16 protein-coding genes and 1 pseudogene are annotated in these 14,349 nt (G+C 61.7%); 3 read left to right on the top strand and 14 right to left on the bottom strand.

Translation table 11 applies throughout. The features are described 5' to 3' along the window. Window positions 1-2: 2 nt before the first annotated feature. Window positions 3-665, bottom strand: a complete 663-nt coding sequence (locus PZL22_RS00845) for an aldehyde dehydrogenase iron-sulfur subunit (protein WP_003528959.1) — start codon at window positions 663-665, stop codon at window positions 3-5. A 126-nt stretch (window positions 666-791) separates the two neighbouring features. Further along, window positions 792-1,676 (bottom strand): helix-turn-helix domain-containing protein, encoded by an 885-nt coding sequence (locus tag PZL22_RS00840; protein ID WP_003528961.1) that lies wholly within the window; start codon window positions 1,674-1,676, stop codon window positions 792-794. Window positions 1,677-1,987: 311 nt separating this feature from the next. On the opposite strand from PZL22_RS00840, the gene PZL22_RS00835 reads away from it, so the two are divergent. Further along, a complete protein-coding gene (locus PZL22_RS00835) occupies window positions 1,988-3,067 on the top strand; it encodes an AI-2E family transporter (RefSeq protein ID WP_003528963.1) in 1,080 nt (359 codons plus the stop codon). A gap of 94 nt (window positions 3,068-3,161) precedes the next feature. Here PZL22_RS00835 and PZL22_RS00830 read toward each other — a convergent pair whose 3' ends face one another. From PZL22_RS00830 to PZL22_RS00810, 5 genes are all read right to left on the bottom strand, one after another. Next, window positions 3,162-3,923: a DUF1236 domain-containing protein gene (locus PZL22_RS00830; protein ID WP_003528965.1), complete on the bottom strand. Its 762-nt coding sequence runs from the start codon at window positions 3,921-3,923 to the stop codon at window positions 3,162-3,164. A 148-nt stretch (window positions 3,924-4,071) separates the two neighbouring features. Next, window positions 4,072-4,431, bottom strand: a complete 360-nt coding sequence (locus tag PZL22_RS00825) for a hypothetical protein (protein ID WP_003528967.1) — start codon at window positions 4,429-4,431, stop codon at window positions 4,072-4,074. A 54-nt stretch (window positions 4,432-4,485) separates the two neighbouring features. Then, window positions 4,486-4,983 (bottom strand): BON domain-containing protein, encoded by a 498-nt coding sequence (locus PZL22_RS00820; RefSeq protein ID WP_003528968.1) that lies wholly within the window; start codon window positions 4,981-4,983, stop codon window positions 4,486-4,488. A gap of 320 nt (window positions 4,984-5,303) precedes the next feature. Beyond that, entirely contained in the window at window positions 5,304-5,591 is a 288-nt protein-coding gene (locus PZL22_RS00815) for a DUF2934 domain-containing protein (RefSeq protein WP_033048629.1), read from the bottom strand. A gap of 215 nt (window positions 5,592-5,806) precedes the next feature. Continuing rightward, a complete protein-coding gene (locus PZL22_RS00810; RefSeq protein ID WP_003528984.1) occupies window positions 5,807-6,016 on the bottom strand; it encodes a CsbD family protein in 210 nt (69 codons plus the stop codon). 241 nt (window positions 6,017-6,257) lie between these two features. Here PZL22_RS00810 and PZL22_RS00805 point away from each other — a divergent pair, with 241 nt between their 5' ends. Both PZL22_RS00805 and PZL22_RS00800 read left to right on the top strand, forming a co-directional pair. After that, the gene (locus PZL22_RS00805; RefSeq protein ID WP_127672122.1) at window positions 6,258-6,401 is read left to right on the top strand and encodes a hypothetical protein; all 144 of its coding nucleotides are present in this window, start codon (window positions 6,258-6,260) and stop codon (window positions 6,399-6,401) included. A 59-nt stretch (window positions 6,402-6,460) separates the two neighbouring features. After that, window positions 6,461-7,278 (top strand): annotated as a pseudogene (locus tag PZL22_RS00800) (SIR2 family NAD-dependent protein deacylase). Window positions 7,279-7,323: 45 nt separating this feature from the next. Here the strand turns inward: PZL22_RS00800 and rfbD are convergent. From rfbD to PZL22_RS00765, 7 genes are all read right to left on the bottom strand, one after another. Next, window positions 7,324-8,226 carry a dTDP-4-dehydrorhamnose reductase gene (gene rfbD / locus PZL22_RS00795; protein WP_033048622.1) on the bottom strand — a complete coding sequence of 301 codons (903 nt, stop codon included), beginning with the start codon at window positions 8,224-8,226 and terminating at the stop codon, window positions 7,324-7,326. Then, window positions 8,223-9,293 carry a dTDP-glucose 4,6-dehydratase gene (rfbB, locus tag PZL22_RS00790; RefSeq protein ID WP_033048623.1) on the bottom strand — a complete coding sequence of 357 codons (1,071 nt, stop codon included), beginning with the start codon at window positions 9,291-9,293 and terminating at the stop codon, window positions 8,223-8,225. Before rfbB ends, rfbD begins: the two co-directional genes overlap by 4 nt. Window positions 9,294-9,304: 11 nt before the next feature. Then, window positions 9,305-9,868, bottom strand: a complete 564-nt coding sequence (gene rfbC, locus PZL22_RS00785) for a dTDP-4-dehydrorhamnose 3,5-epimerase (protein WP_003528995.1) — start codon at window positions 9,866-9,868, stop codon at window positions 9,305-9,307. After that, the gene (rfbA, locus tag PZL22_RS00780; protein ID WP_003528997.1) at window positions 9,861-10,742 is read right to left on the bottom strand and encodes a glucose-1-phosphate thymidylyltransferase RfbA; all 882 of its coding nucleotides are present in this window, start codon (window positions 10,740-10,742) and stop codon (window positions 9,861-9,863) included. Before rfbA ends, rfbC begins: the two co-directional genes overlap by 8 nt. Window positions 10,743-10,764: 22 nt before the next feature. Beyond that, window positions 10,765-11,856 (bottom strand): hypothetical protein, encoded by a 1,092-nt coding sequence (locus tag PZL22_RS00775; protein ID WP_003528999.1) that lies wholly within the window; start codon window positions 11,854-11,856, stop codon window positions 10,765-10,767. A gap of 67 nt (window positions 11,857-11,923) precedes the next feature. Beyond that, the gene (locus tag PZL22_RS00770; protein WP_003529001.1) at window positions 11,924-13,096 is read right to left on the bottom strand and encodes a galactoglucan pyruvyltransferase; all 1,173 of its coding nucleotides are present in this window, start codon (window positions 13,094-13,096) and stop codon (window positions 11,924-11,926) included. 42 nt (window positions 13,097-13,138) lie between these two features. Next, window positions 13,139-14,317, bottom strand: a complete 1,179-nt coding sequence (locus PZL22_RS00765) for a polysaccharide pyruvyl transferase family protein (RefSeq protein WP_003529003.1) — start codon at window positions 14,315-14,317, stop codon at window positions 13,139-13,141. Window positions 14,318-14,349 lie beyond the last annotated feature (32 nt).

The following is a 14,349-nucleotide window of genomic DNA, read 5'->3' as shown; positions in this document are numbered from 1 at the left end:
CTTCATAACCTCTCTGCCGCATCGCGAATGGCGGCTACGATGTTGGGGTAAGCGGCGCAACGGCAGAGATTGCCGCTCATGCGCTCGCGGATTTCGGCATCCGTGAGCTTGGCGGAGGCGGCCGCAACATCGGCGCTTGCGTGGCTCGGCCAACCTTCCCTGACCTCTCGCAGCATCCCGACTGCGGAGCATATCTGTCCGGGTGTGCAATAGCCGCACTGAAAACCATCGTGTTCGATGAATGCCGCTTGCATCGGGTGAAGTTCGTCCTCACCTGCAAGCCCCTCGATCGTGGTGATCTCATCGCCTTCGTGCATCGCGGCGAGCGTCAGACAGGCATTGATCCGGCGCCCGTTCACAAGAACGGTGCAGGCTCCGCATTGACCATGGTCGCAACCCTTTTTCGAACCGGTGAGACCGATATGGTTGCGCAAGGTGTCAAGCAGCGTGGTCCGCGGATCCACTTCCACCGCGATGTTATTGGAATTGATGTTGAGCAGCACCGGCAGCGTGGGCGTCGGGGTTGCCGGCGGTGCGGCAACGGCAGCACCGATTGCAGCGGCACGCCCGACAGGCAGGCCGGCGATGAGGAGCAGCGTCGTGGCTGCACCGCCCTCGAGCACCGCTCTTCGCGTCGGTCCAATGTCCTTTTGCGTTTCGTCCATGAGTCATCTCCGGATTCGACTGCGAGGTGGCTGCACGCCGCCTGGAACACACCGAGCAGCGCGCATCGACACGACGCAACATGGCCGCCCGCGCCTGCCGTTTCTTTCAGGAAATCGGCGGGATTATCAGGATTCCGGAATAACTTTTGACCGATAAGCGTGCGGGGTGACGCCTCGCAGGCGCTTGAATGTCGTGGTGAAGTGGCTCTGGCTCGAGAAGCCGCAGGCCAATGCGATCGCGCTCAGCGTAGTGTCGGTCTCGCACAGGAGCGCCTCCGAGCGCCGGATGCGTTCCTCGAGCACATAGGCGTAAGGCGCGAAGCCGGTCGTGACTTTGAAGCGACGCGCAAAAGAATCCGAGGCAACACCGGCGACATCGGCCAAATCGCCGAGGGAAATGTCGCCATCCAAATGTGCGTCGATATAGTCACGGACCCGTTTGACGACGCGGCTGCCAAGGGAGCCATGGCGGGGAGCCGGGACGGGCTCATCAGCGAAGCCACGTATCCGCAAAGTGACGAGTGCAATCAGATGATCCACATAGGCCGAATCGGGGATATGGCCGTTGGATATCTCGCTACTCAGCGATTTCAACAGCGCGCTTATCACAGTGTCGCTCTTGTTTATCAGCACCGGTAAATCCTTCAGGTGTTCACTGGCGGGAGAGATAGACCGGGGATCGATCCACAGGGCGGAATAGATAAGATCGACGTCGCGATAGGCACCGAGGCGTTCCACCCCCGCGGGCACGAAGGTTATCGCACCGGATCGGTCTCGCCCCTCATAAACCATTTTCCCATCGGATCGGATGGAGGTCTGCGATGTGGCGCCTTCCTCTGTCAGAACGAGCACGTGATGCGGCGCCGTCCAGCGAAGTTCGGCTTCCCGGCATGCCCACCGCCGACGATCGAAAACGACCGAGGAACCGGCCCAAGAAGCTGTCGTGAACTGCGCCGGCTGCTCTCCGGCAGTCCGAATTCGCCCACTACCGAAAAGCGGCCTGAAAGACATATCTATCGTCCTGTGTTCCACCGAACCAAAAACGCGCCGGCGCCCATGCGCCATCGCCATGCCCCAAGGGTCCCACTTTCTCGCCCGCACGAACTCTCCAGCATCCACGCCGATTGCGCTACCAAACCATGTTCAAAGTGTCGTGTAGTGGCTCCCACCAGCCAAAACCCACGGGCACTGCCGGGGCAATTCCTCGCATGGTGCGCCCGTTTACATCAGGCTGTCGCAACGTCTTTCGGTTGAGATGCGTTATCTTTTGACAAGTCCGTCCCACCGGACCCAAACTGCCGCAAACGGGCGAAGAAAACGCGATGACGAAGAGTGTTTCCGTAGGTGAGGAAAAGCATGCTCCAGACCGCCTACTGACGCCGCGGCGTTCGCGGACATTGGCAATCCTTGTCGCTCTCGTCGTGGGATTGGTCGTCTGCTATTTCCTCGCCGTGCCCTTCCTCCCCGCGCTCACATGGGCGCTCGTGCTCACTGTGATGTTCCGGCCGCTGCATCGTCGGATCGAAAAACGGCTCCGCTACCCGGAAGCCGCGGCCGCGGCGACCGTGGCGATCGCCGCCTTCGTCGTGGCTGTTCCGCTCACCTTCATGGCGGAACGGTTGGTGAACGAAGCTGCCAAAGGGGCACAGATCGTCGAGGAAGCGGTGAGGTCGGGCACCTGGCGCGATGCGCTCGCCAACTATCCACGCCTTGCGCCGGTCGTCGTCTGGATCGAAACGCAGCTTGATCTGGCCGGAATCGCTGGTAGTGCGACCAGTTGGCTCACCAACTTCAGCGCCTCATTCGTACGTGGTTCCGTTGCCCAGATCGTCGACGCCATCCTGACATTCTATTTTCTGTTCTATTTCCTGCGTGACGGCCAGCAAGCACTGGGCGTGCTGAAGGAATATTCCCCTCTCAGCTCGCAGGAGATGAACCGGCTGTTCACGCGGGTAAACGAAACGGTGCAGGCCGTCGTCTTCGGCACGGTGGCCGTTGCTGCCGTACAGGGCGCGATGGGCGGCCTGATGTTCTGGTTGCTCGGTCTGCCGGCGCCTGTGGTCTGGGGTCTCGCCATGGGCTTGCTCGCCGTCGTGCCGGTGCTCGGCGCCTTTATCGTCTGGCTTCCGGCCGCGCTGTCGCTGGCCCTGGTCGGCGAGTGGGGAAAGGCGCTCATACTCGTCGCCTGGGGTGCCGGAGTGGTTGCGACCATCGACAATCTTCTCTACCCCATTTTCGTGGGAGACCGCCTGAAGCTCCACACGCTGACGGCCTTCATGAGCATGATCGGAGGGATAATCGTATTCGGGTCGGCGGGGCTGGTGATCGGTCCGGTAGCCTTCACGGTAACGCTGCTGCTCCTGGATATCTGGCGCCGGCATAATTCGAATCCCGAGGCCTGAGCGCTGCGGATAGATCGAAGCCCACAGCACACGACCGCCGGACAAAAAAAGGTCCGCCTGGAGAACCAGACGGCCCCTTTCATGAGGCAAGCAGTCAGGCGAGGATCACCACGATCTCCAGCGACGACGGTTCCACGATGACGATCCTGCCATCGGCGAGGACGAAGAACAGGTAGCCTTCGTATCTTGGGACGATCTTCACGATGCGGGTCGGCAGCGGCCTCAGCTTGACCTTGACGGTCTCCGGCACTGCCACTCCGACGGATACATCGAAGTCGACGTCGATCGGCTCGACGCTCTCTTCCTTGATGACCTGCGTGATTTCGGTTTTCTGCTCTACCGTCACGTCGACATTTCCGGAAGAACCGGAGGTCTGACCCTGCTCGGTCGACTGGGACTCGCCTTCAGCGGGCTGCTCGGTTTCGCCCTGCGCGGGCTGCTGCTCGGAGTCCTGCTGCTCGGTCTGCGTGTCGGTCCCCTTCTCCTGGGTTTGCGAGCCGCCTTGATCCTGCTGCGTCCCGGTTTCGCCTTGCTGGTCCTGCTGCTGGTCAGGCTGCTTCTGTTGATCTTGCTGATCCTGCTGCTGGCCGGTACCTTGATCCGCCGGTTGCTGCTGATCGGAGGGCTGTTGCTGATCTGCCGGCTGCTGCTGGTCCTGGCCCGTCTGCCCTTGCTGTGTCGCACCCCCTTGAGCATCAGGCTGCTGATCCTGCTGCGCGCCGCCTTGCGGACATTCCGTGCCCGCCGGGCATTCGGTGGACTGGCCCTGTGCCGGCTGTTCCGTCTGCGCAAAGACCGGGGTGGACGCAACCCCGAGACTTAAAGCGAGCGCACTCTTGATAAGGATACCCTTCATCGGATGTTCTCCATTCGAACGTCCCTTCAGGTAGCCAACTGCGGATTGACAGGATTGTTCCCTGGCAAGCCGCCTGTGCAGAGCTAGAGCGTTTCAGTTTTCACTGAAACGCCCTAGAACGGAAAACCGCTACACAGTTGGATGTAATCTAAACCTGGATGCCGCCCGCCCCGGCCCCACCGGAACGGACCGGTCCTTCGAACAGTCCCAAATCGTCGCGGCTGAATGCGGCAAGCGTCCATGCGGCAGGATCGGCTGCGCCTCGCGGGTGATAAACCAGCCTGTCCGGACTTTCGATCCGGCGCATCGCCTCATGGTCGATCACGCCGGATCGTGCCGCTTCAGCCGCACGTTCACGATCACCTTCGAACGCGTCGTCGACGAGTTCGTGCGTGAGCATGATCCCTTTGCGGGGGAGACCACGGCTGTCCTCCCGGGTCAACATGACCACGGCGACGCCGAGTTCTTCGGCCACTTCCTGCTCGACCAATACCTCGAACACTGACATTGGACCCTCCATCGATGTCCCGGCGGCGGCGCCGCAACCGCAAAGGCGTCCTCGCTACCCGTCGTCGGGGATGTGCGAATCGACGCCAAGGGTTTGAAGATTGTTGCGAACCTCCAGGACCCCGGGCACTGCCTCCACCGCTGCCGCGAGCCGGCGCGCCATCGCCAAGGTTTCGACAGCACCCTCCAGGGTCACGACGCCTCTATCGGCGCGCACGTCGATGCTGTTTGCCTCGGCTTCACCGCTTTGGCCAAGCAGATCCGTGATCACCGCTTCCAGTTCGTCGCTGTCGATGCGGTCCGGCGGCAGAGGACGACCATTGTCCGTGGGATTTTCCTCAAGACCGTCCGCGCCGGCCTCATCCACGATGAAGCCCTTTCCGCGGTCCTCATCGAAATTCGCGCCGGTAGCGCCATAGCTTCTGTTTTCGGGGCTGCGCGAGGTACTGCCGCTACCGTCCGAGTAGGGCCATCCTTCGCGAAGATCGCGCTCCTCATAGTCGCGATAGTCCTCGTCGCGCGAGAGCGCCTTTTCCTTACGGGGCACTTTCATTGCGATCTCCTTTCATTCTGCAGAAGTCAAACAAAACCGGCTGGCTTTTGTTCAATCCGGTTTCCGGTGACAGGACCCAAGGGCGGGTGCGATCACTGGGTAACCAAACCCGGTTCCGGTTGTTCCGCTCCGGCCAAAGGTCAGACGCCACGGCAGGGTCGACCGTGACGGCACGGTCGACCCTGGACAACCATTGCGAAGGAGAGCTGAAACTCGATCTGATTGGGTTACGTGGCAGCAGGCGCCGATGCAGGGCCGTCCGGGACACACAGGCTTAGGGCCCGGCCTCGTTCCCCGGCTGCGCCGAAGCCTGCTCTTTTCTATAGTTTCTTCGCCGTACCCCGCCGCGGGCCTGCGCCGCGGGGCGGAGCCTTGGCCTTCTCGGGCCCTTCGTTTCCGATGCTCCCGACGCCCCTGGCGGGTCCGCCGCCGGGCTGCGTCCCACCGGGCTGCAGGTCCGAGGCAAGACCGGAATGACCCTCCGCGTCGATTTCCCGAGCGGCTTCGTGCCAGTACCGCTCATGGTCTCCGTCACGTCTTCCGTCATTTTCCCACAGCTCATAGGCGCGTGTACGAATGCGATTGTCCCGTTCATTGTCGGTGGTCATGGGCTGGGCCTCCTGAGCGAAACGCAGGTTAGTGCCGGCCTCCCGGCTTCGCACTCCAGTCGCGAGCATAGGCGCATAGCTCCGCCGGCGGAAGCCAAGATCGACTATCCTGATTTGTCGGGCAAATATCTTTGCCTTCCATCAAGGGGAACAATCACCGGGCGGATCGATCGACCGAGACCCGCCGAGGCGAATCCCGATCGGCGTTTCACTGATCACCAATTCCACGTCTGGCGGCCGTACCAATCGTCTATGTCGCGCCTTACACGGTCCTTCTCGATTCCGTAACGCTCCTGGATCTTTCCTTCGAGCTGCTCGCGGCTGCCGGAGATCTGGTCCAGGTCATCGTCGGTGAGCTTGCCCCACTGCTCCTTGACCTTCCCTTTGACCTGCTTCCAGTTACCTTCCACACGATTCCAGTCCATGAGTAATCCTCCTGGTTCAATTGCATTGAAGATGGAACTCATGAGAACGCATTTGGTTCATCGAGTCGGCGGCGATCGTGCTTCCCGGGAGGCCGGCCGTCGGACGTGACGTTACAGACACAAAGTTGTGTTACCCAGGGAACTCGACCTTGAGGGGCTTCTCTGCTTCTATCGCACGAGGGCTGTTTCCAATCTATCCAGGGCGGGGCGGAAGATGGTTTACGATCAGGATAAGAAGCGCATGCGTCGCCGTCACGTGCTGCGGTTTTTCGCGGCGCTCGCTCTCCCCGCCCTCCTGCTCGGCTCCGCCATCGCGGCGGTGGAATGGGCTGCGCCCGATCCGCCCGCCCGTGCCGACGCCCAGAAGGCGGCAGCCCGACAGTAAAGGCGCAGGAGGGAACATCTACCCGCCTCGTGTGTTGAGCGCTCCGAACAGGAGCGACCATGAAGAAACACACTAAGGAGATCGTTTCGGCGCTGAAGCGCCGGCACGCGGTCCTGTTTGTCGGGGCGGGCGTGTCGATGAGCGTCGGGTTGCCGTCCTGGAAAACGCTGGTCGATCACATTCTGAGCGAGCTGCGCCTGGACGTTTCCGTCATGCACGATCCCGACATCTCCTATCAGACGATCGCCGAATGTTATCGCGTGGAACACGGAGACATCGCCTCGCTGTGCGAATGGATGCGGCAAAACTGGCGCGTCTCGCCAGAGCGCATCGAACGCTCGGAACTGCATCGGTTGATCGTCGAGCTCGACTTTCCGGTGATCTACACGACCAACTACGACAGCAATCTGGAAATCGCCTACGACGTCTACGGCAAGCGCTATGCAAAGATCAGCCACGCGCGCGACATCGCATCCGCGCCCGCAGGCGTCACGCGGATCATCAAGTATCACGGCGACTTCGACGATGAAGACACGCTCATCCTGACCGAACCGATTATTTCAACCGGCTGTCCTTCGACTCTCCGCTGGACGTCCGCTTTCGCAGCGACGCACTCGAGGCGACCGTGCTGTTCATCGGCTACAGCATGTCGGACCTGAACATCCGCCTGCTTCTCCACCGCATCTGGAGCACCTGGCGGAGATCCGGACACGAAAAGGACCGGCCGCCTTCCTACGTCTTCATGTATCGGCCGAATCCCGTGCAGGAAGCGGTGCTCAGAAACTGGGGCGTAACCGTTCTCGCCGGCGAAGGCGCCGATCCGCAGCAGGCGCTTCTCGCTTTCATCCAAGGTCTTCGCGCCGAACTCGGCGGCTAGGGCGGGATGAGGAACTGTCTGCGGTTTGTCCGTCCGCGTCCCGCTCTAACTGGTTTCCCTCGAAACGTTCGCGACAAGCCGCCTTACGGTTCGCTCCACGGAATTCTGCCAGGCAGGCATGGCCCGGCCGAAGGCCGCGGTGAATTTGGCGCTCGACAGCGACGAGTTTGCAGGGCGGCTTGCAGGTGTCGGAAACGCACCCGTCGCGATGTCCCGAACATGCGCCCAGGGTCCGCCTTCGGCACGGCTCGCCGCAAGAGCATGCCGCGCCAAGTCGGCCCGGCTTACGACGCCCGAGCCGGCGAGGTGGTAGAGGCCGAAAGCGGCGTCCTGATCGGATGTCGTCAGCCGCGCGGAAATATCGAGGATCGCGTCGGCAAGGTCGATCGCCGATGACGGATTTCCCCGTTGATCCGCAACGACGGCGATTTCTTCGCGCTCTTCTGCGAGCCGCAGGATGGTCTTGACGAAGTTCTTCCCGAAGGGGCTGTAGACCCAGCCCGTGCGCAGGATGAGATGGCGGGGAGTTGCCTCGGCAACAGCGCTTTCTCCGGCAAGCTTGGATGCGCCGTAGACGCTAAGCGGAGCCGGTGTGTCGCCCTCTGCATAGCTCCCCTGTTTGCTCCCGTCGAAGACATAATCCGTCGAAATATGGACGATAGGCACTTCGAGGCATGCGGCCGCGTCAGCGACCGCGCCAGCCCCGAAGGCGTTGACCGCGAAAGCCGCCTCCGGCTCGCTTTCGGCCTGGTCGACGGCCGTATAAGCTGCCGCCGAGACGACGAGGTCCGGCCGGCATCGCTCGATCGCCGGAAGGATTGTTGCCGGCTCTATGAGATCGAGATGCGGCCGCCCGATTGTAACGACCTTCACTCCCGACCGCCTATGAGACCGTTCCACGAGGCTGAGGGCCAATTGGCCCTCGCAGCCGGTCACGGCAATTCTCACGCAACGCTCCGATGCTGCTCGCCGATGCGGGTGCCGGAATAGCGCTCGCGCCGGATCGGCTCCCACCACCACCTGTTTGCGAGGAACCAGTCGACAGTCTCGCTCAGCCCGCCCTCGAAGCTCCGCTTCGGCCTCCAGCCAAGCTCACGCTCGGCCTTCGAGGGATCGATCGCATAGCGCCGGTCGTGGCCGGGCCGGTCGGGGACAAGAGTGATGAGGTCCCGATAGCTGTCACCGCCCTTTCGTGGCAACCGGACGTCGAGCAGATCGCAGATGCTTTCCATGACCGACAGATTGTTGCGCTCGGCACGGGCGCCGATATTGTAGCTCTCCCCTGGCCTGCCCCGGCTGACGACCAGTTCCAGCGCAGTCGCATGATCATCGACATGGAGCCAATCGCGGACATTCGCTCCCGAGCCGTAGAGCGGCAACGGCTTCTCCTCTGCGGCATTGATGATCGTCAGGGGGATCAGCTTCTCGGGAAAATGGAACGGGCCGTAATTGTTGGAGCAGTTCGAGACCACCACCGGAAGACCATAGGTGTGGTACCACGCACGTGCGAAGTGATCCGCCGCTGCTTTAGAAGCCGCGTAAGGGGACGAGGGTGCGTAGCGCGTCTCCTCGGAAAAAATCCCGCGGTTGAACGGAAGGTCGCCGAAGACTTCGTCGGTCGAGACATGGTGAAACCGGAAGCGCCCCCGCTCCTCGGTGCCGAGCCCCGACCAGTAGGCCAGCGCGGCGTTGAGCAATCGCACGGTGCCGAGGACGTTGGTCTCCATAAATGGCTCGGGGCTCTCGATCGAGCGGTCGACATGGCTCTCGGCAGCAAGATGCATGATCGCATCGATCCCCTCCCGGCGCATGATCTGGAGCAGAACCTGTTCGTCGCGGATATCGGCCCGGTAGAAAGCATAGTGCGGATCGCTTTCCACTGCCCGTAACGATGCAAGGCTGCCGGCATAGGTCAGCTTGTCGACATTGACGACGCGCTCGGCTCCGTTTCGGATCAGGTGCCGGCAAACCGCCGATCCAATGAAACCTGCGCCACCCGTTACCAAAACTCGCATGGTTTCTCCCCTCATGCGGTGAACTCGAAAAGAATGGATTCGTGGAGCAATGGTGCGTTCCTGTCCTTCGCGGACAGTTGCAGACGGTCGGTATCGGCAGGCCAGCCTATACCGATCTCAGGATCGTCGTAGCGGATGGACCGCTCATGCTCAGCGCTGTAATGCTCGCTTACCTTGTAGAGAACTTCCGTTTCCGGCTCGAGCGTCACGAGGCCGTGGGCGAAGCCGACAGGCACCAGAATCTGGTTCCATTTTTCGGCCGAGAGTTCGAGACCGACCCATTTCGCGAAGGTCGGCGAACCCTTGCGAATGTCGACCACGACATCGAACACCCTGCCTCGAACAACGCGAACGAGCTTCGCCTGCGCTTTGGGCGGAAGCTGATAGTGCAGGCCGCGCAGCGTGCCCGCAGCCGCGGAATAGGAATGGTTGTCCTGTACGAAGATCGCCGCGACCCCGTTGGCGGCGAGGGTCTCCGCATTGTAGGTCTCCGAAAAGAAGCCGCGCTCGTCGCCGAGCCTGCGCGGGACGATTTCCAGAACCCCGTCGAGGCCCAGGGGCCTTACTTCACGCATCCGAGAGCTCCCTGACCCGTCGCCGGAGATAGATCGCATAGTCGTTTTTACCGAGCAGGTCGGCACGCTCGAGCACCTGATCCGCCGAAACGTAGCCGAGCTCGAAGGCGATCTCTTCCGGGCACATGATCTTGACGCCCTGCCGGTGCTCGATCGTGCGCACGAAGGAAGCGGCATCGTGCAGGCTGTCGTGCGTGCCCGTATCGAGCCAGGCATAGCCACGCCCGAGGCGGCAGACGTGAAGGTCGCCGCGCTCCAGATAGGCCCGGTTGACATCGGTGATTTCCAGTTCGCCCCGTGCTGAAGGTTTTATTGAAGAAGCGATCTCAAGCACGCTGTTTTCATAGAAATAAAGACCGGTCACGGCCCAGCTCGATCTCGCCCGCTCCGGTTTCTCCTCGATTGTCTCGGCCCGACCGGTCTCTCCATCGAAACTGACGACGCCGTAGCGCTCGGGATCATCCACACGATAGGCGAAGATCGTGGCACCGCTCGGCCGGGCCGCGGCATCGCTGCAAAGCTCGGGCAGGCCGGCGCCGTAGAAAATATTGTCTCCGAGGATAAGCGCCACGGAGCTGTTGCCGATGAAATCCCGGCCGATGATGAAGGCCTCGGCAAGCCCGTTCGGCTCCGGCTGCTCGGCATAGGAGATCGCAAGGCCGAACTGGCTGCCGTCCCCAAGCAACTCCTCGAACAGCGGCCGGTCCCGGGGCATGGTGATCACCAGTATCTCGCGAATACCGGCCAGCATCAGCATGCCGAGTGGGTAATAGATCATCGGCTTGTCATGGACGGGCAGCAGTTGCTTCGAAACCGAGATCGTCACCGGGTAGAGCCTGGTTCCCCGGCCGCCCGCAAGGATGATGCCCTTCATGCGCCCACTCCGGTCGAGGTCATCATCGCGCTTGCGCTCTTGCACCGTCGCCCGGTCCGATCGCCGCGGCGCCGGCGGGACTGAGCTTGCCGCAGCGCCAGAGGCTATAGGAAGGCTCTGTGTCCCAGTCGTAATAGTAGGCAGCCGCCAATCGGCCTGCCTCGATCAGTTCGCCGAAGGTCGCGCGCATGACGCGGATCGCCTCTCCTCGCGATCGATCGTCCACCGGGCAGGAGCGCGCCTTGTTTGCGATCCCCCATTCCGTGACCCAGCAAGACTTGCCGGTTGCCGCGGTCCGGCAGAAGTCGAGAAGGCTTCTGACCCGCGCTGAAATGGCGGGCGCGGCTTTCCTTCCGGGGTAGATGTGGATGCCATAGGCATCGACCAGACTGTCGATGCCGCGTTGACGAAGGAGCGCGACGAATTCGCCGGGATCGAGCCGTTCCATCCCGCGCCTGTCGGCTTCTGCCGCGCTCATATCCGAGAGACCGGCGGAAATAACGGCTGCGTCGCGGCTGTGCACGGTCTTGCGCAGCTCCGATCTGCTGATCTCCAGCGCCTTGACGTAGTTGTCGAGGCCGCGTTCAAACCTTGCCCGCTCCCGTAGCTCGGCGATGCTGCGCGGTGTCCGGGCGCCCGGCTTTCGATAGACGGCAAGATCGCCGTTGTAGCCGGCATAGTTGATTTCGTTTCCCGGCTCGACCCCTACAAGACGAACGCCGAGGGCATCGATGCGCTGAAGCGCTTGCTGCAATTCCCTGCGATACCGGGCGAGATCCAAGTCCGACAGTCGATAGACATCCCAGATGCGGCCATGGCCCGTTCTCGGTCCTACGCTCTGGGGATAGTAACTTTTGTTTCCCAGCTGGATCTCGAGAAGGATCCGCAGACCCAGCCGATGGGCGATTGCCAGCGCCTCTATGCTCTTGTCCACCGGACGCGAAAGCGAAAGGCGGACATCCGTCGCGCCGCTTGCGGCGATGTCCGTCAGAATTCTCTCCTGGTCGCCCCGGGGCAGCCAGGCGAGATTCATCCGATTGACCCCAATGCGAGCGGCCGAAGCTTCATCGGCATGCGCGGGTGCGGAAAGCGTCAACAAAGCGCCAAGGAGCAATGCTCCCGCTCTTCGTTTCGGCGAAGTTCCGCGCCGCAAACCGTAGCGCACTTTCCCCGGAATTGCTCTAGAGCCCGACATGCGCCAGAGCATTGCGGAAGTTGGTCTCACAGGCCGAGTACCGGTCGATGACAGCCTGCGAATCGATCTTCGAAAGGAAGCTGGCGAGATAGGCCTTCCTGTCCGGCTCCCGGTTCCAGACTGCCGCCTCCAGGTAGGGGAAGCCGATGAATTCCAGCATTTCCCGCATGCGATCGTCGACCGCGATCATGAGCGAGGGCACGCCCGCCTGCATGCCGATGATGCAGCCGTGGAAACGGCGGCCGAAGCAGAGATCGCGCGCGGAGACCCAGCTTCGCCATTGATTGGTGTCGAAGAACACCAGGAGCTCGTGTTTGCGCTGCCATTTTTCCGAATGCTTGTAGGCGGTCTGGCCGGTGATGCGCCCGCTTGCGCGGTCGTAGACGGGCAAGTCGTCGTCCACGGGAAGGGAGAGATTGTAGGCGACCACCTCATCCTGGATGACGTAGCTCGCGACGCTGTCCGGTTTCAGCAGCGCGTGGGCGTCGACGATCGTGTCGGCCACGCTTCCGAGATAGCCTCCGAAGGCGATCTTCTGGGAGGAAGCGAGCTCCGGATTGGCGAGCGCGGCGAGCGAACGCTTCATCTCGGCCGGCGCGAAGAAGAGCGAGGGGCAACCCGTCGGCTTCACGAACTTCATGCCCTGTTCCCTCAGGAACTCGGCCGTGAAATAACCGCGCGTGAGGAAGAAGCTCTCTTTGTTCCTAAGCACCTCCAGGAACTTGAGCGTGCCGGCAGGCAGGTTTTCCTTGAGCCCTTCCCTCCGCTGGATACCGATCCCCATGATCACCACCGGCATCTTCAGTTTCTCGAAGACTTCCGCCTCGAGATCCGCCGAGTAGCCCGGGCGCAGGAGGTTGGCCGAAGCGAAGACGCAGATGTCGAATTCCTCGTTGAGGCTTTCATAAGCCTCGTCGGAGTTCCTGCTGTTGACGAGATGCCAGAAGGGCAAATAGGTGACGTCATGCCCGCGAAGAGCATGGGCCGCGCCCTCGCCGATCAGATAATTGCCGGTATTGGCGATCTTCTTGACCTGATCGATCAGTTCCTTCTTGGTTCTGACCTCGTCGAAATAGGGCCTGTGCCGAACCTCCGCGCCGGACACGCCCGAGACGGTTCGCTGCAGATAGGAGGGGATTCCCGTAAGCAAGATACGCATCGATTACACCTGAGATTAGAGCCTGCAAACGCTCGCGTAGATTTATTGCCCGATCCCGATCTCCCGGAGCGCCGAGCGGAACGTGCGCTCGCGATCGGAATACCTGTCGACCAGTTCGGACGCATTGAGCCCGGCCAGGTGGTCGGCGACAAATTCGGCGCGGTTTTCCGCCTTGTCGACCTCGACTGCGTCGATCGCCGGCAGGCCCGTGTAACCGAGCATCTCGCGCATCCGGTCGTCCACTGCCACCATCAGGCTCGGTACGGCCGCCTGCATCGCGATGATCGAGCCGTGAAAACGCCGGCCGAAATTGAAATCCATGGAAGACGCCCAGGCACGCCACTGGTTCGTATCGAAGAAGGTCCGCACGTCGAAGGGCGTTTTCAGTCTTTCGGTGCCCGGATAGCTCAGTTCGCCGAGCATCGTGCCGGAGGCGGAGTCGTAGACGCGGCCGTCGCCGTTCGCTTCGACGTTCATGTCGAAATGGAGGAACTCGTCCTGGATGACGTATTGGGGACGCGAACCCTCGGGCGCCAGCGCCGCGGCGTCGACGATGCAATCGTGGTTGGCACCCAGATAGCCGGAGAAGATGGTCCGCGCCTTGCCGACCGGCACATTGGGCAGCTTCTTCAGCGAGGCGCGCATGTTGTGCGGCATCAGATAAATGGAGGGGCAGCCCGTCGGCTGCACATAGGAGAAGCCCTGGTCCTTGAGGAAGCCGGCGGTCTCGAACCCGCGCGTCAGGAAATAGTGCTCACGCTCCTTGAGAACGTCCAGAAGCCGCTTCGTGCCCTCCGGCAGGCTGTTTTCAAGGTCTCGGCGGTTCTGCAGGCCGATGCCGAGCATGACGATCGGCATCTTCAGCTTTCCAAGCACTTCCGCTTCGGCATCCGCAGACAGGCCCTTGCGCAGAAGGTTAGCGCAGGTGAAGACACAGATGTCGAAATTGGCGTTGAACTCGTCGAGCCCGACGCCGTTCTGGCTGCAATTATAGAGGTGCCAGAACGGGACCTGCTTCGCATGCGGGGCAATCGCGCGCAGCGCCCCCTCGCCGATCAGGTAATTTCCCGTATTGCTGATATTGCGAAGCTCCTGGAGAAACTCCTCCTTCGTCTCGGGCTGTTTCTGTCGCTCCGAATAGGAGACCGATAATCCCTGGGCGCCGTTGGCGAGGCGCGTGTAATGACCAGGAATTCCCGTCACGAGGATCCGTGGACGCATGCAATCGACCCTTCTTCTTGAAACCGGCGGGG

The sequence above is a fragment of the Ensifer meliloti genome, assembly GCF_030064585.1.
GTDB lineage: Bacteria > Pseudomonadota > Alphaproteobacteria > Rhizobiales > Rhizobiaceae > Sinorhizobium > Sinorhizobium meliloti.
The sequence above is the reverse complement of the archived record's forward strand: the minus strand, read 5'-3'. Positions and strand labels throughout refer to the sequence as shown.

What these genes read in the sequence shown, in the direction of transcription:
- PZL22_RS00845 (WP_003528959.1), bottom strand. Translation starts at nt 665, where the DNA reads ATGGACGAAACGCAAAAGGACATTGGACCGACGCGAAGAGCGGTGCTC.
- PZL22_RS00840 (WP_003528961.1), bottom strand. Translation starts at nt 1,676, where the DNA reads ATGTCTTTCAGGCCGCTTTTCGGTAGTGGGCGAATTCGGACTGCCGGA.
- PZL22_RS00835 (WP_003528963.1), top strand. Translation starts at nt 1,988, where the DNA reads ATGACGAAGAGTGTTTCCGTAGGTGAGGAAAAGCATGCTCCAGACCGC.
- PZL22_RS00830 (WP_003528965.1), bottom strand. Translation starts at nt 3,923, where the DNA reads ATGAAGGGTATCCTTATCAAGAGTGCGCTCGCTTTAAGTCTCGGGGTT.
- PZL22_RS00825 (WP_003528967.1), bottom strand. Translation starts at nt 4,431, where the DNA reads ATGTCAGTGTTCGAGGTATTGGTCGAGCAGGAAGTGGCCGAAGAACTC.
- PZL22_RS00820 (WP_003528968.1), bottom strand. Translation starts at nt 4,983, where the DNA reads ATGAAAGTGCCCCGTAAGGAAAAGGCGCTCTCGCGCGACGAGGACTAT.
- PZL22_RS00815 (WP_033048629.1), bottom strand. Translation starts at nt 5,591, where the DNA reads ATGACCACCGACAATGAACGGGACAATCGCATTCGTACACGCGCCTAT.
- PZL22_RS00810 (WP_003528984.1), bottom strand. Translation starts at nt 6,016, where the DNA reads ATGGACTGGAATCGTGTGGAAGGTAACTGGAAGCAGGTCAAAGGGAAG.
- PZL22_RS00805 (WP_127672122.1), top strand. Translation starts at nt 6,258, where the DNA reads ATGCGTCGCCGTCACGTGCTGCGGTTTTTCGCGGCGCTCGCTCTCCCC.
- rfbB (WP_033048623.1), bottom strand. Translation starts at nt 9,293, where the DNA reads ATGCGAGTTTTGGTAACGGGTGGCGCAGGTTTCATTGGATCGGCGGTT.
- rfbC (WP_003528995.1), bottom strand. Translation starts at nt 9,868, where the DNA reads ATGCGTGAAGTAAGGCCCCTGGGCCTCGACGGGGTTCTGGAAATCGTC.
- rfbA (WP_003528997.1), bottom strand. Translation starts at nt 10,742, where the DNA reads ATGAAGGGCATCATCCTTGCGGGCGGCCGGGGAACCAGGCTCTACCCG.
- PZL22_RS00770 (WP_003529001.1), bottom strand. Translation starts at nt 13,096, where the DNA reads ATGCGTATCTTGCTTACGGGAATCCCCTCCTATCTGCAGCGAACCGTC.
- PZL22_RS00765 (WP_003529003.1), bottom strand. Translation starts at nt 14,317, where the DNA reads ATGCGTCCACGGATCCTCGTGACGGGAATTCCTGGTCATTACACGCGC.